Here is a 15,501-nt window from a genome sequence, read left to right as displayed (position 1 = left end):
CGCCGGGGCCTACCGTCGACCCCATGTCAGGAGAGGTCCGGGAGGACTCCGCCCGCCGGCGGCCGGTACGGGCCGGTGGGCGCGGTACCGGGAGGGGCCCGGGCCGGGCGCGCGGCGCGGTGCGCGGGCTGCGGGCGCTGCTCGTGCTGCCGCTGCTGGCCTCGCCCCTGGCGTCCTGCGGCTCCGGCGAGCCGGCCGGGCCGACGACGCTGAACTGGTACAACTTCCCCGACGACTCCGGGGCGCTGGCCGCCGCGGCGCGCAACTGCTCCCGCGCGTCGAACGGCCGCTACCGGATCGCGTACCACAAGCTGCCGCGCACCGCCGACGGGCAGCGGCAGCAGTTGGTGCGCCGGCTGGCCGCCGAGGACGACTCGATCGACATCATGGGCCTCGACGTCACGTGGGCCGCCGAGTTCGCCGAGGCGGGCTGGATCCTGCCGTGGACCGGCGGGGCGCGCCGCCGCGCCGAGCGGGGCACCCTCGAAGCACCGCTCCGGACCGGCACGTGGAAGGGCCGGCTGTACGCGGTCCCGTACAACACCAACACGCAACTGCTCTGGTACCGCGCCGACCTCGTCGACCGCCCGCCGCGCACCTGGGCGGAGATGCTGGCCGTCGCCCGCCGGCTGGCCGCCGAGGGCAAACCGCACCACGTCGAGGTCCAGGGCGCCCAGTACGAGGGGCTGACGGTCTGGTTCAACACGCTCGTGGCCAGCGCGGGCGGCTCGATCCTCGACGCCGACGCGACCGCGCCGTCGCTGGGGCGGCCCGCGGTCCGGGCGGCCACGATCATGCGGGACCTCGCCAGGTCGCCGGCGGCCGACCCGTCGCTGCCGAACCAGATGGAGGACCAGAACCGGCTCGCCATGGAGTCCGGGCGGGCGGCGTTCCAGGTGAACTACCCGTTCGTCCACCCGTCGATGAAGGCCAACAACCCGGAGCTGTTCCGGCACTTCCGCTGGGCGCCGTACCCGAGGGTGGACGCCTCGCGGCCCGCCAGGCCGACGGTCGGCGGGATCGACCTCGCGATCGGCGCGTACTCCCGCCACCCCCGGCAGGCGTTCGAAGCGGCGCTGTGCCTGCGCAACCGGGAGAACCAGATCGCGGCGGCCGTGGACGGCGGACTGCCGCCGACCTTGCGGGAGCTGTACGCGGACGAGGAGTTCGTCCGGAGCTACCCGTTCGCCGACGCCATCTACCAGTCGTTGCAGAACGCGAGCGTCCGCCCCCGCACCCCCGCCTACCAGAACGTGTCCGTCGTCATCGCCCACACGCTGTCCCCGCCCTCGGCGATCGACCCCCGCCGGTCCGTGGAGACCATCGGGGACCAGATCGAGGACGCCCTCCAGTCGAAGGGGCTGATCCCGTGAGGCGCGCCGCCGGGGAACGGGTCGGGAACGGCGCGGCGGGGCCGGGAGCGACGGCCTCCGCGCGGCTCCCCGAGGGGGCGCGGCAGGAGCGCCGGCTCGGCTGGCTGCTGTGCGCGCCCGCCGTGCTGGTGATGGCGGCCGTGACGGCGTACCCGATCGGCTACGCGGTCTACCTGTCGCTGCAACGCCACGACCTGCGCTTCCCCGACCGGGCGGAGTTCGTGGGGCTGGGCAACTACGCGGCGGTGCTGTCGTCCCCGTTCTGGTGGGAGGCGTTCGGGGTGACGCTGCTCATCACGGTCGTGTCCGTCGCGGTCGAGCTGGTGCTCGGGATGGCGCTGGCGCTGGTGATGCACCGCACGGTCCTGGGGCGCGGCACGGTCCGCACGGCGGTCCTCGTCCCGTACGGCATCGTCACCGTCGTCGCCGCGTTCTCCTGGCAGTACGCCTGGACCCCCGGCATCGGTTACCTCGCCGCGCTGCTGCCGGCCGGGGAGGCGCCGCTGACGGAGCGGTGGCCGGCGCTGGGGCTGATCATCCTGGCGGAGGTGTGGAAGACGACACCGTTCATGGCGCTGCTGCTGCTCGCCGGGCTGGCGCTGGTGCCGGAGGAGACGCTGCGCGCCGCGATGGTGGACGGGGCGGGCGGGTGGCAGCGGTTCACCCGGGTGATGCTGCCGCTGATGAAGCCGGCGATCCTGGTGGCGCTGCTGTTCCGCACCCTGGACGCGTTCCGCGTCTTCGACAGCGTCTTCGTGCTGACGGCGGGCGCGCACGGCACCGGCTCGGTGTCGATCCTCGGCTACGACAACCTGTTCACCGCGCTCAACCTCGGCATCGGATCGGCGGTCTCCGTGCTGATCTTCCTGTGTGTGGCGTTGATCGCCTTCGCGTTCGTCAAGCTGTTCGGGGCGGCCGCCCCCGGGGCCGGGGAGGGCGACCGCTGATGGCACGTGCGGGGAAGAGGCATGTGACCGGGTGGGCGATCGCCAACGTCGCCGTCGTGGCGTACGCGCTGTTCCCCGTCTGGTGGATCGCGGCGCTGTCCTTCAAGGACCCCTCGACGCTGACGGACGGCAGTGTCGTCCCGACGAAGTGGACGTGGGACAACTACCGGGGGATCTTCGAGACGTCGGTGTTCACCCGGGCGCTGGTCAACTCGATCGGCATCGCGCTGATCGCCACGGCCGTCGCCGTGGTGCTGGGCACGATGGCCGCGTACGCGGTGGCCCGGCTGCGCTTCCCGGGGAAGCGGCTGCTGATCGGGCTGTCGCTGCTGATCGCGATGTTCCCGCCGATCTCACTGGTCTCGCCGCTGTTCGACATCGAGCGGGCCCTGGGGCTGTTCGACACGTGGCCGGGGCTGATCCTGCCGTACATGACCTTCTCGCTGCCGCTGGCGATCTACACGCTGTCGGCGTTCTTCCGGGAGATCCCCTGGGACCTGGAGAAGGCGGCGAAGGTCGACGGGGCAACGCCCGCGCAGGCGTTCCGACTGGTGATCGCGCCGCTGGCGGCGCCCGGGGTGTTCACGACGGCGATCCTGGTCTTCATCTTCTGCTGGAACGACTTCCTCTTCGCGATCTCCCTCACCTCGACGCAGTCGGCGCGGACGGTCCCGGCGGCGATCGCGTTCTTCACCGGCAGCAGCCAGTTCCAGGAGCCGGCCGGGTCGATCGCCGCCGCCGCGATGGTGATCACCGTGCCGATCATCGTCTTCGTGCTGCTGTTCCAGCGGCGCATCGTCGCCGGACTGACCTCGGGGGCCGTCAAGGGCTGACCCGCGCCCCGCCCCGTCCCCTACGCCTACGCCTACGGCATCCCCACCAAGGAGCACCGACAGTGGCCGAGATCGTTCTCGAGGGCATCACCAAGAGGTACCCGGACGGTGCCGTGGCCGTGCGGGACGTCGACCTGACCGTCGCCGACGGGGAGTTCGTCATCCTGGTGGGGCCCTCCGGCTGCGGGAAGTCCACGACCCTCAACATGATCGCGGGCCTGGAGGACATCACCGAGGGCACGCTCCGCATCGGCGGGCAGGTCGTCAACGACAAGGCGCCGAAGGACCGCGACATCGCCATGGTCTTCCAGAGCTACGCCCTCTACCCGCACATGAGCGTGCGGGAGAACATGGGCTTCGCGCTGCGCCTGGCGAAGACGGACAAGGCGGTGATCCGGGAGAAGGTGGAGGAGGCCGCCCGCGTCCTCGACCTCACCGAACACCTGGACCGCAAACCGGCGAACCTGTCGGGCGGACAGCGGCAGCGCGTCGCCATGGGCCGCGCCATCGTCCGCAGCCCCAAGGCGTTCCTGATGGACGAGCCGCTGTCCAACCTGGACGCGAAGCTGCGCGTGCAGATGCGCACCCAGATCTCCCGGCTCCAGCAGCGGCTCGGCACGACGACCGTGTACGTGACGCACGACCAGACCGAGGCGATGACCCTCGGGGACCGCGTGGTGGTGATGCGCGGCGGCGTCGTCCAGCAGGTCGGCACGCCCCAGCACCTGTACGACCAGCCGCGCAACCTGTTCGTGGCCGGGTTCATCGGGTCGCCCGCGATGAACTTCCTGCACGCCTCGCTGGAGGAGGGCGTCCTGCGCACCGCGGTCGGGGACCTGCCGCTGGACGCGGGGGTACGCCGGCTGCTGGAGCGGGCCGGGGCGCCGCGGGACCTGGTCGTGGGCCTGCGGCCGGAGGCGTTCGAGGACGCGGCGCTGGTGGACCCGGACCTGCCGGGCGCCCGGTTCACGGCGACGGTGGACGTCGTCGAGTCCCTCGGCTCCGACGTGTACGCCCACTTCACGGAGGAGGGCTGGGAGCCGGCGGCGAGCGAGGACCTCGCGGAGCTGGCGGCGGACTCCGGGGCGTCCGAGACCGGGGGCGGCGGGCACCAGATCATCACCCGGCTCAGCACGGCGACCCGGGTGCGGGAGGGCGCCCGGGCGGAGCTGTACGTCGACACGTCGGGCATGCACGTCTTTGATCCGCGGTCCGGCGCCAACCTCACCCGCCGCGAGACCGCGGAGGGCGAGGTCTGACGGCGTCCCGGCCGGCGGAGCCGGGACGGGGACCGGGACGGGGCTGGAACGGGGGCTGGAACGAGGCCGGTCGGGGGCCGAGGTGAGACCCGGCGCGGGGCCGGGACGGGGGCCGGGGCGAGACCCGCACGGAGGCCGGGGTGAGACCGGGGCGGAGCCAGCGCGGGAGCCGGGGTGAGGCCGGGACGGGGCCGGGGCGAGGCCGGCGCGGGAGCCGGGGCTGGGCCGGGACAAGACCGGCGCAGGGCCGGGACGGGGCGAACGGCACGGTCGCGGCCGTTCGTCACCTCATCCGATGAGTGGCGTGATCCTGACACGGTCGCGTGGTGTGACCCCAGCGAGACCAGATACCTGACGACGTCACCTCGCCCTCCCGGGGCGGACGAGGTGAAGCACGACGTCGCTCGCCCGTCACCGACCGATCGGAGACCCCATGAGGCTGCCCGCGCGCCGCGCATCCGCCGCCCTCCTCCTCCTGCTGATGCCGCTCGCGGCCACCCCGGCCACCGCGGCCGGGTCCGACACGGAACCGCCCCGCACCACCCCCGCCCCGCTGCGCCCGGCCCCGGCGGACGGGATCGACGGCCAGTACATCGTCACCCTCGAACCGGACGCGACCCCCGCCCAAGTGACCCAACACGCCGGGGTCACCCCGCTGTTCTCGTACGAGAAGGTGGTGCGCGGATTCGCCGCGAAACTGACGCCGGCGCAACTGTCGAACGTACGGTCGACCCCGGGGGTCGCGGCGGTGGAGCAGGACGCGGTGGTCAGCACCGTCCCGGTCCCGGAGACACGGGCCCCCGCGAGCAGCTGGGGCCTGGACCGGATCGACCAGCCGTTCCTGCCGCTGAACGGCCAGTACAACGTGAAAGGCACCGGCGCCGGCGTGTCGGCGTTCATCCTCGACACCGGCATCGACTACGGCCACCCGGAGTTCACCGGCCGGGCGCGCCCCGGGTTCGACGCGATCGGCGACGGGCGCAACGGCCGGGACTGCAACGGCCACGGCACCCATGTCGCGGGCACCGTCGGGGGCGCCACCCACGGGGTGGCCCGCCAGGTGGGACTGGTCAGCGTACGGGTCCTCGACTGCGAGGGCAGGGGCTCCTTCGCCGGGATCATCGCCGGACTGGAGTGGGTGGCGGTGAACTCGAACCGGCCTTCGGTGCTCAACGCCTCGCTCGGCGGCCCGCGCTCCGAGGTGGTCAACACGGCGACCACCGTCCTGTCCGACAAGGGCGTCCTGCCGGTCGTCGCGGCCGGCAACAGCTCCGCCGACGCGTGCGGCGTCTCCCCCGCCAGCGCGGCCCGGACCATGACCGTCGGCGCCACGAACCACCTGGACCAGGAGGCGTCGTTCTCCAACTTCGGCCCCTGCCTGACGATCTACGCGCCCGGCACGCAGATCAAATCGGCCAAGCTGGGCGGCGGCAGCACCCACATGAGCGGCACGTCCATGGCCAGCCCGCACGTCGCCGGGGTCGCCGCCCTCTACAAGCAGCGACACCCGACCGCGTCGTCCCGCGCGGTCGCCGCGTGGATCGTCGAGCAGTCCGTGAAGGACGTCCTCACGGTGACCAAGAGCTCCCCGAACCGGCTCGTCCAGACCGGCGGCCTGTGACCCGCTCCCCCCTTTTTTTCGGGGCGCCTTCGGCTCCGGAGCGCCGGAAGCCTGCGCCGACGGTCGACCGTGCTCAGCCCCTCCTTCGTCGGGGCCTGCGCGCGCTCTCCCTTTCGGCGCAGGCGCGCCCCTTCACCTCAGTCGCCCGGGACAGGGACCGGGCCGCCATACCCCCACAGGCATACGGCCCTCCACCCCACTCACCCGGAACCAGGAGCCAGGCCGCCATACCCTCACAGGCACACGGCCCTCCACCCCACTCACCCAGGACCAAGGGCCGGGCCGCCGTGCTCCCGCAGACGCACGGCCCCCCGCCTCACTCGCCCCGCAGGTGGTCGAGGACCGTGCGCGCGGCCCGCTCCACGGCTCCGCGGGCCTCGTCCGTGTGGTCGACGGTCTCGAAGCCGTGGTGCGCGCCGGGCACGTCGACCACCTCGACGGCCGCCCCGCAGTCGGCCGCGGCGGTGAGGAACTCCTCGACGGTCGCCGCGATCTCGGGCCGCTCCCGCTCCACGCGGGTCACCACGAGCGGCAGCCGGCCGGCCGTGCGGACCGCGGCGGCGGGCCGGAAGCGCGACCCGGACATCCCCCAGTTGGGCAGCGGCACGAGTATCGGGTACGTCGCGGCCACGCAGCGCAGCCACGGCGGCGGCGCGGCGAGCCACTCCGCGGACAGCAGGGCGCCGGCGGAGAAGAACCACAACGCGACCCGGTCGGCGTCGACGCGCGGATCGGCCCGTACGAGGGCGACGGCGTCGGCGACGTCCTCGGCGGCGCGCGCGTAGTCGGAGATGTCGTGCAACCGGTGGTCGAGGGTGACGCCGACGGCGCCGAGACCGGCGACGTACCGGCCGTAACCGGTGAACGCGGGCCAGTCGCGCGGGGTCGGGCTCACTCCGGCGGGCACGGGGCCGCCGTGGACGAACACGACGGCCGGCGCGGGCCGTTCGGGGCCGGCGTCGTCGGGGAGGTACAGGTCGACGGCGCCGTGCCGCTCGCGGGGCCGTTCGGGTACGTCCAGCAGGAAGGGGCGCAGGTGCGACGGCGGTTCGGTCCCGGCGGGGGCCAGGCGGTGGCCCTCACCGGCGGCCGCGCCGAGCAGGGCGTCCGCGAGCTCCGCGGGCACCGACAGCATCGGCCAGTGCCCGGTGGCGAGTTCGAAGAACGTCACGCGGGGGTCGACGAGCGCCTGGAACCGGGGGTCCCCGAGCTCGACGAGCGCCTGGACCGTGGCGATGCCCGCCCCGCTGGCGAGGCACAGGACCCCGGTCACCGGCACCTTCCCGGCCGCGCCGGTCAGCCGGAGCGGCGCGGTGAGGGTGCGCGGCGGCTGCGGCACGGCCAGCCGGGTGAGCCGCTCCAGGGCGTCGGCGGGGACGCCCTCGGTGCTGCCCCAGCGGCTCCACGCGCCGGGGGTCGCGGGCGGCTCCACCGGTTCGTCCCCGGCGTCCTGCCGCAGCAGCCGCTCGCGCACCGCCTCGTCGAGGACCAGCTTCAGCGCCGGATCGCCGTCCTGCGGCATGCCCGCGTCCAGGTGGACGATCCGGGCGGTCCGCCCGGGGCGCAGGTCGGCGGCGCCGAGCACGGGGTGGATGCCGTACCCGTGCCCGACGAGGACGACCTCCGCGGCGGCGGCCCCGTCGACGAGCCGCACCACGTGCCGGACGTGGGCGTCCAGGTCCGCGTCGGGGTCCGCCGGGAGCGTCGCCGCGTGCACCTCGGCGCCCGCCCCCCGCAGCCGGTCCACCACCTCGTCCCAGATCCACCCGCCGGTGAAGACCTCTCCCACCAGTACGAACGCCGTCATGAGCCCTCCTTGCCGCTGTTTCGTGCCGCACCGCACGCTAGGAGCTCCCCCAGGGGGAGATTCAAGGAGGACCGGGGCGCGGAAAACCCGGTGCCGCAGGCCCGGGCCGCTCACTACACTCGCGGTGCGCGCCGCCGGCACACCGCCGCGGCGTGCCGCCACGAGTGACCGGACGACGAGTGGAGGGGGCCCGGCCGTGCGAGACCACACCGCTGTCGCCGCCCCCTGGTCGCGGTACGACGTGATCCTGGTGTCCTCGTAGGCCCGGTGCCCGCTGCGCGGCCGGCACCGGCCGTCCCGTGACGAGACGTCGCCCCTTCCTCCCCCGCCCGGCCGTGGTGCCGGGGCCGTTCCGGCGTGCCGTTCGGGCACGGGGGCCACCCGGCCGTGCCCGGGCGCGTCCGGCACGGGGAATCGCGCCGCCCACCCACTGCTCCACCCGGCAGAAAGGCCACGGGCCGTGCGTACCGACCCGCGACACCGCACCACCGCTTCCCCCGCCACGCGTACGGAACCTCGGCGTCCTCGCCCACGTGGACGCCGGGAAGACCACCGTGACGGAGCGGATCCTGTACCTGACGGGCGCCGTCCACAAGCGGGGCGAGGTCCACGACGGGACGACCGTCACCGACTTCGACCCGCAGGAGCGCGACCGGGGCATCACCATCTTCGCCGCGGCCGTGAGCTGCGTCTGGGACGGCCACCGGATCAACCTCATCGACACGCCCGGCCACGTCGACTTCTCCGACGAGGTGACCCGCTCCCTGCGCGTCCTCGACGGGGCGGTCGCCGTGTTCGACGCGGTCGCCGGGGTGGAGCCGCAGAGCGAGGCCGTGTGGCGGGAGGCCGACCGGCACGGGGTGCCCCGCATCGCGTTCGTCAACAAGATGGACCGCGCGGGCGCGGACCTCGACGCGGCGGTCGCCTCGCTCAGGGAGCGGTTCGCCGTGGTACCCCTGGTGGTGCAGCTCCCGATCGGGCGCGAGGACGGGTTCACCGGCGTCGTCGACCTGCTGCGGATGCGGGCCCTCGTGTGGGCCGACGGCCGCGACGGGTACGAGGAGGCCCCCGTGCCCGAGGAGCTGCGGGACGCGGCGGCGCGGCGGCGCGCCCTGCTGGAGGAGGCCGTGGCGGAGCTCCACCCGGCCGCGCTGGAGGAGTTCTGCGCGGAGTCGGCGCTCTCCACGGACACGCTGGCGGCGGCGCTGCGCGACCTGACCCTCGGCGGTGAGGGCGTCGTGGTGCTGTGCGGCGCGGCCTACCGCGACCGGGGCGTCGAGCCGCTCCTCGAGGCCGTGGTGGCGTACCTGCCGTCGCCGCTGGACGTGCCGCCGGTACGGGGCGCGCTGGGCGGCGCGGTGGAGGAGCGGGCCGCCGACCCGGCGGCGCCGTTCGCGGCGCTGGTGTTCAAGGTGCAGTCGACGGCGACGGGCCGGCTGACGTACTTGCGCGTCTACTCGGGCACGTTGCGGAAGGGGGACTCCGTGTTGGACGCGGGCGCGCGGCGCACCGAGCGGATCGGCCGGATCCTGCGGGTGCGGGCGGACCGGCACGCGGAGACGGAGGAGGCCCTCGCCGGTGACATCGTCGCCGTGGTCGGGCCGAAGTCGGCGCGCGCGGGGACGACGCTGTGCGCGCCGGGGGCCCCGCTGGTGCTCGAACCGCCCGGCGCGGCCGAGCCGGTGGTGTCCGTCGCGGTGGAGGCCCGGCGGGCGCCGGACGCGGAACGGCTGGTGGTGGCGCTGGCGCGGCTGGCCGAGGAGGATCCTTCGCTGGTCGTGCGGAACGATCCGGAGACCGGACAGACCGTGCTGTCCGGCATGGGCGAACTGCACCTGGAGGTCGCGGTGGAGAAGGTCCGCCGCGCCCACGGGCTGGAGGTCGTCGTGGGCCGGCCCCGCGTGTCGTACCGGGAGACGATCGCGCGGGCCGTGTCGGGGCTGGTGTACCGGCACGTCAAACAGGACGGCGGCGCCGGCCGGTTCGCGCACGTCGTGCTGGACGTGGAGCCGCTGGAGGTGGTGCCCGGGACGGGCGGGGAGTTCGTGTTCCGGTCGGTGGTCACCGGGGGCCGGGTGCCGCAGGAGTTCGTCCGCGCGGTGGAGGCGGGCTGCCGGGACGCGCTGGCGGAGGGCCCGCTCGGCGGCCACCCGGTGACCGGGCTGCGGGTCACGCTGACGGACGGGGCGACGCACTCCAAGGACTCCTCGGAGGCGGCGTTCCGCGCGGCCGGCCGCTTCGGGCTCCGCGAGGCGCTGCGCTCCGCCGGGCCGGTGCTGCTGGAACCGGTGGCGGAGGTCGCGGTGACGGTGCCCGACGACGCGGTGGGCGGGGTGCTCGGCGACCTGGCGGCGCGGCGCGGCCGGGTCACCGGCTCCACGGCGCGGGCCGGGACGACGGTGGTGGCGGCGACGGTGCCGCTCGCCGAGCTGTTCGGCTACGCGACCCGGCTGCGCGGCCGCACGCAGGGCCGGGGCACCTTCACCGCCCGGCCCTCGGGCTACGCCCCCGTGCCGGCTACCGTGCCGGACCGTCCCCCGGCCCGGTAGCCCGCCCGGTCCGGTGAGCCCGCCCGGCCCCGCCCGCGGGCGGGGTCCCGGGGCGCTCCGGAGGGGCATCCGGGTGTCGGGAAGGCGCGCGGCCGGTGGCTGCCGGAGCCGGGCCCCGGTGCGCTCCGGAGGATCGGGGGGCGGCCGGGGCCCCGCCGGTGCCGGCCGGCGCGCGGAGCGGCCCGGCCTCCCCCGTGCGGGACGGCCGGGCCGGGTTCGTGCTTTCCCCGCCGGACACGGGCGGGGCGGGTGTCAGGCGCGCGGGGCGCCGTCCTTCTCGGCGCGCTTCTCCTTGATCCGCGCGGCTTCCTTGCGGACCTCCGCCTGCGTGGCCTGCTCCTTGCGCAGCCACTCGGGGTTCTCGGCCCTCAGCGCCTCGATCTGGTCGGTGGTGAGCGCCTCGGTGACCCCGCCGCGGGCCAGGCCCGAGATGGAGACGCCGAGCCGGGCCGCGACCACGGGGCGGGGGTGCGGGCCGTTGCGCCGCAGCTCCCGCAGCCACTCGGGCGGGTCGGTCTGCAGGGCGTTCAGCTCGTCGCGCGAGACAACACCCTCCTGGAACTCTGCGGGGGTGGCCTCGAGGTAGACACCCAGCTTCTTCGCCGCGGTCGCGGGCTTCATCGTCTGGGTGGTGCGGTGCGACGTCATACGTCCAGGATATCGAGCATGTGCGCGGCTCCCGACCACGCCCGGTAGCCTGGCCCGGTGACAGGCTCGGAAGCTCCCTCCCCGTTCAGGCTCGCGTACGTCCCGGGTGTGACACCCGCGAAGTGGGTGCGGATCTGGCAGGAGCGGCTGCCGGACGTGCCGCTGGACCTCGTCGCGGTGTCCGCCGCCGAGGCGCCGGACGTGCTGCGCCGCGGGGAGGCGGACGCCGGGTTCGTCCGGCTCCCGGTCGACCGGACGGACCTCAGCGCCATCCCGCTGTACACCGAGACGACGGTGGTCGTGGTCCCCAAGGACCACGTCGTCAGCGCCGTCGAGGAGGTGTCCGCCGACGACCTCGCCGACGAGATCGTGTTCCACCCGCTCGACGACACCCTCGACTGGGAGCGCCCCCCGGGGCGGCCCGCGTTCGAGCGCCCCGCGACGACGGCGGACGCCGTGGAGCTGGTCGCGGCGGGCGTGGGGCTGCTGGTCGTCCCGCAGTCGCTGGCCCGGCTGCACCACCGCAGGGACCTCACGTACCGGCCGGTCACGGGCGTCCCGCAGTCGCGGGTGGCGCTGTCGTGGCCGGAGGAGCGGACCACGGACCGGGTGGAGGACTTCATCGGGATCGTCCGCGGGCGGACGGTGAACAGCACGCGCGGCCGCCGCCCGGCCGCCGGCGCGCAGGAGCCGAAGGCGAAGCGCGCCGGGGCGGGAACGGGCGGCGGCGAGCGGCGCGGCGGCGGCAGCGGTGGGGGCAAGCAGCAGGCCGGCAGGGGTGCGCGGCGCGGTGCCGGTGCGCCGCAGGGCGCCCGGCGCGGCAAACCGCGCCGCCGCTCCTGACCCTCCTCCCCCACCGGTCGACATGTCCGGTTCGCGTGGTGTGATGGACGCATGGTGCTCTTCGTCGGCACGTCGGGATGGCAGTACGCGGACTGGCGCGGCGTCCTGTACGGGGCGGGGACGCCGCAGCGGCTGTGGCTGGAGGAGTACGCGGCGGCCTTCGCCACCGTCGAGGTCAACAACGCGTTCTACCGGCTTCCGTCGTACGGGACGTTCGAGGCGTGGCGGGAGCGCACCCCGTCGGACTTCGTCGTCGCCGTCAAGGCCAGCCGCTTCCTGACGCACGTCAAGCGGCTGCGGGACCCGAAGGAGCCGGTGCGGCGGCTGACGGGACGCGCCGCCGGGCTCGGCGACCGGCTCGGGCCCGTGCTGCTCCAGCTCCCGCCGACGCTGCGGGCCGACCCCGGCCTCCTCGACGCGTGCCTCGGCGCCTTCCCCGCGGGCGTCCGGGTCGCGGTGGAGCCGCGCCACGCCTCGTGGTGGACGGACGGGGTGCGGGGCGTGCTGGAGGCGCGGGGCGCCGCGCTGTGCTGGGCGGACGTGCGGGCCCGCCCGGTGACCCCGCTGTGGCGGACGGCGGACTGGGGCTACGTGCGCTTCCACGCCGGGCGGGCACGGGCGTGGCCGCGCTACGGGCGGCGCTCCCTGGAGACGTGGGCGCGGCGCGTCGCCGACACCTGGGCGGACGACCGGGACGTGTACGCCTACTTCAACAACGACCCGAACGCCGCGGCCCCCGCCGACGCCGTGGTCTTCGCCGGTGCGGCGCGGGCGGCCGGGCTGGCCGTCACGCGCACCCCGCCGCGCCTGCCGCCCGCCCCGGGGGCCGGGTAGGGGGCGGCGCATCCTACCGACTGGGAGGCGGCGCCGGGGGAAGGGGCGCCCGGATCGAGCCGGATCCCCGGAAGGCGGCCCGCGCGGCGGACCCCGGCTCGTACCGTGCTGGGCGAGAGCCGTCGGCTACCGGGAGGACTCCGTGGACAAGGAAGATCGGCGGCGCGTCGTCGCCGAGGTGGAGGTGGAGCGCGAACGTCTCCTTCCGCTGCGGGAGGAGGCGACGCGGACCACGATCGGCATGCTGCGGCACAGCGCTCCGGCCGATCCGCCGGAGCTCGTGCCGTACCTGAACCTGGCGTACCTCCTCGGGGTGCGGCGCCGGCGGGGCGACGACGGGCTGATGGCGTTCGCGCTGTCCCTGTCGAACTGGGCGACGGCGGCCATCAAGGACGTCGCCGCGCAGACGGGGCGCACGGTGCAGGAGGTCCTCGACCAGTACGAGACCGAGCTGATGGAGGCCCGTCTGAAGCAGGCCGGCCCCCACCGGGAGCGGTGACGCCGGCGCCGTCCGCTCCGGATCGCCGGGACGCGCCGGGAAGGCCGCGTTCGGCACGGCCCGGGGCCGCTCCGGGCTCCAGGAGTCGAACGCGGCCGAGGTGCTCCGTCCGGCTCCCCGGACTTCCGGGGACGCGGGCGGCCCGTGGGCCGCCCGTGTGCGATCTCTTGACGGCCACTACGCCACGCCTCTTAAATCAAGCCGCGAGTTAAGCAGTGAAGCGCATTCGGGAGTTGAAGGAGGGCCGCACGGAACGCACGGGCCTCCCCCGCCCGCTCCGGCGACCGCCCTTCGCCCGCCCCACCCCCACCGCGCCCCTCCGGGCGGCGCGTCCACCCCCGGGAAGGAGCACCATGCGCAACACCCCGAGCGGAAGACCGCGCCGCCTCGCGGCCTCACTGGTGGCCTGCGTCCTCGCGGCCGGCGCCCTCGTCGCCACCGGCCCCGACACGGCGCGGGCCGCGAACGAGCGGGTCGACGTGTGGCTGACGACCACGTCGGACGCGGGGGGCCGCGTGGTCACCCGCGGTCTGGCCCCGCAGGCGCCCATCGCCTTCGGTCCGGCCGGCGGCGGGGCCGCCCACACCGTCACCGTGGACGAGAACACCAGGTACCAGCAGTTCGAGGGGGGCGGGGCGTCCTTCACGGACACCACCGCCCACCTGCTGCGCGGCGGGGCGGTCGGCGCCTCGACGCGTGACGCGGTGATGCGCCGGCTGTTCTCGCCGACGGAGGGCATCGGGCTGTCCTTCGTACGCAATCCGATCGGCGCGTCGGACCTGTCGCGGCCCGGCCACGTCTCGCTCGACGACACCTGCTGCGACCTGGCCGACTTCGGCGCCAACGGCTACGACACGAACGTGCGGCTGCTGACCGCCCAGGCCAAGCAGCTCAACCCGGCGCTGCGGGTGAAGGGCGTGCCGTGGAGCGCGCCCGGCTGGATGAAGGACAACGGCCGGATGGACCAGATGGGCTGGCTGAAGTGGGAGCACTACCCCACGTACGCCCAGTACCTGGTCAAGTACGTCCAGAGCTACCGGGCCGCCGGCATCGAGGTCGACTACCTCTCGGTGCAGAACGAGCCGAACTGCTGCCGCGCCGACAACCCGACCGCGATGGACTACCCGGGGATGAGCTGGAACCCGTCCGGGCTGGTCGAGTTCACCAAGAACCACGTGTACCCGGCGTTCCGCGCGGCCGGGCTCACCACCAAGGTGCTGGTGCACGACTGGAACTACGGCGACTACGCCGGCTTCGGCGCGGCGGTCCTCGCCGACGCGGGCGTCCGCGAGGACCCGCTGTTCGGCGGCATCGCCTGGCACGGCTACTCCGGCGACCCGGCGGTCGGCAGCCAGGTCCACGACCGGTACCCGGCGGTGCGCCAGTTCAGCACCGAGCACTCCGGCGGCACCTGGATCGCCAACCAGCACAACGAGGACCTCGCCGACATCATCGCCTACGCCCGCAACTGGAGCAGCAGCCTCGTCAAGTGGAGCCTGGCGCTCAACCAGAACATGGGCCCGCACAACGGCGGCTGTGGCACCTGCACCGGTCTGATCACCGTGCAGGAGGGCGGCCCGCGCGCCGGCCAGGTCGACTACACCGTCGAGTACTACACGACCGGCCACCTCACCAAGTTCGTCCGCCCCGGCGCCCACCGGATCGCCTCCACCGCCAGCGGCGCGGTCCCCAACGTCGCCTGGCGCAACCCGGACGGCTCCAAGGCGCTCATCGCCCACAACGGCGGCACCACCGCCCAGTCGGTGCGGGTCGACTGGGGCGGCCAGTCCTTCACGTACGCCCTGCCCGCCCGCACCACCGCCACCTTCACCTGGACCGGCACCCCGAGCGGCGGCCCGGCCGGCGGCACGTTCACCGGCCTGGCCGGCAAGTGCCTCGACGTCGCCGGCGGCGCCACCGCCGACGCCACGCCCGTGCAGCTCTACACCTGCAACGGCACGGCCGCGCAGCGCTGGACGCTCGCGGCGGACGGCAGCGTACGGGCGCTCGGCAAGTGCCTCGACGTGGCGGGCGGCTCCACCGCGGACGGGGCCCCGGTGCAGTTGTACGCGTGCAACGGGACCGGCGCCCAACGCTGGGCGTACGACGCCGCCACGCACGACCTGGTCAACACGGCGGCCGGCAAGTGCCTCGACGTCCGGGACAACTCCCCGGCCGACGCCACCCGCACACAGATCTGGACCTGCACGGGCGGCGGCAACCAGAAGTGGACCTTCAACGCCGCCTGAGCCCCCTCCCCACCCGAGCCGGACGAGCGCCGAAGGAGC

12 protein-coding genes are annotated in these 15,501 nt (G+C 74.8%); 10 read left to right on the top strand and 2 right to left on the bottom strand.

Going from position 1 to position 15,501, the window contains the following annotated elements; translation table 11 throughout:
* Positions 1-23 precede the first annotated feature (23 nt).
* The 5 genes from AC07D6_RS03735 to AC07D6_RS03715 all read left to right on the top strand — a co-directional run bounded on the left by AC07D6_RS03735 (position 24) and on the right by AC07D6_RS03715 (position 6,033).
* A complete protein-coding gene (locus AC07D6_RS03735) occupies positions 24-1,373 on the top strand; it encodes an ABC transporter substrate-binding protein (RefSeq protein ID WP_479041715.1) in 1,350 nt (449 codons plus the stop codon).
* Positions 1,370-2,320: a carbohydrate ABC transporter permease gene (locus AC07D6_RS03730; protein WP_479041713.1), complete on the top strand. Its 951-nt coding sequence runs from the start codon at positions 1,370-1,372 to the stop codon at positions 2,318-2,320. Before AC07D6_RS03735 ends, AC07D6_RS03730 begins: the two co-directional genes overlap by 4 nt.
* Positions 2,320-3,153 (top strand): carbohydrate ABC transporter permease, encoded by an 834-nt coding sequence (locus tag AC07D6_RS03725; protein WP_315878984.1) that lies wholly within the window; start codon positions 2,320-2,322, stop codon positions 3,151-3,153. Before AC07D6_RS03730 ends, AC07D6_RS03725 begins: the two co-directional genes overlap by 1 nt.
* Before the next feature lie 62 nt (positions 3,154-3,215).
* On the top strand, positions 3,216-4,412 hold the full coding sequence (locus AC07D6_RS03720) for an ABC transporter ATP-binding protein (RefSeq protein WP_315878983.1): 1,197 nt from the start codon (positions 3,216-3,218) through the stop codon (positions 4,410-4,412).
* Positions 4,413-4,845: 433 nt separating this feature from the next.
* Positions 4,846-6,033, top strand: coding sequence for a S8 family peptidase (locus AC07D6_RS03715; protein WP_479041710.1), 1,188 nt, complete (start codon positions 4,846-4,848; stop codon positions 6,031-6,033).
* Between the two features lie 316 nt (positions 6,034-6,349).
* On the opposite strand, the gene AC07D6_RS03710 is transcribed toward AC07D6_RS03715, so the two are convergent.
* Positions 6,350-7,840 (bottom strand): dienelactone hydrolase family protein, encoded by a 1,491-nt coding sequence (locus AC07D6_RS03710; RefSeq protein WP_479041708.1) that lies wholly within the window; start codon positions 7,838-7,840, stop codon positions 6,350-6,352.
* 554 nt (positions 7,841-8,394) lie between these two features.
* Between AC07D6_RS03710 and fusA the strand changes: the two genes are divergently transcribed.
* Positions 8,395-10,389 (top strand): elongation factor G, encoded by a 1,995-nt coding sequence (gene fusA / locus AC07D6_RS03705; protein ID WP_479041706.1) that lies wholly within the window; start codon positions 8,395-8,397, stop codon positions 10,387-10,389.
* A 252-nt stretch (positions 10,390-10,641) separates the two neighbouring features.
* Here the strand turns inward: fusA and AC07D6_RS03700 are convergent, their stop codons facing one another.
* Positions 10,642-11,037: a DUF5997 family protein gene (locus AC07D6_RS03700; protein ID WP_315878972.1), complete on the bottom strand. Its 396-nt coding sequence runs from the start codon at positions 11,035-11,037 to the stop codon at positions 10,642-10,644.
* A gap of 57 nt (positions 11,038-11,094) precedes the next feature.
* On the opposite strand from AC07D6_RS03700, the gene AC07D6_RS03695 reads away from it, so the two are divergent.
* From AC07D6_RS03695 to AC07D6_RS03680, 4 genes are all read left to right on the top strand, one after another.
* Positions 11,095-11,880, top strand: coding sequence for a LysR family transcriptional regulator substrate-binding protein (locus AC07D6_RS03695; RefSeq protein ID WP_479041704.1), 786 nt, complete (start codon positions 11,095-11,097; stop codon positions 11,878-11,880).
* Positions 11,881-11,931: 51 nt separating this feature from the next.
* Entirely contained in the window at positions 11,932-12,714 is a 783-nt protein-coding gene (locus AC07D6_RS03690) for a DUF72 domain-containing protein (RefSeq protein ID WP_315878970.1), read from the top strand.
* 142 nt (positions 12,715-12,856) lie between these two features.
* On the top strand, positions 12,857-13,213 hold the full coding sequence (locus AC07D6_RS03685) for a hypothetical protein (protein ID WP_315878969.1): 357 nt from the start codon (positions 12,857-12,859) through the stop codon (positions 13,211-13,213).
* 353 nt (positions 13,214-13,566) lie between these two features.
* Positions 13,567-15,462 (top strand): ricin-type beta-trefoil lectin domain protein, encoded by a 1,896-nt coding sequence (locus AC07D6_RS03680; protein ID WP_479041701.1) that lies wholly within the window; start codon positions 13,567-13,569, stop codon positions 15,460-15,462.
* The last annotated feature ends 39 nt before the right edge of the window (positions 15,463-15,501 follow it).

It is taken from the genome of Streptomyces sp. NPDC045287, from assembly GCF_056432325.1.
The sequence above is the reverse complement of the archived record's forward strand: the minus strand, read 5'-3'. Positions and strand labels throughout refer to the sequence as shown.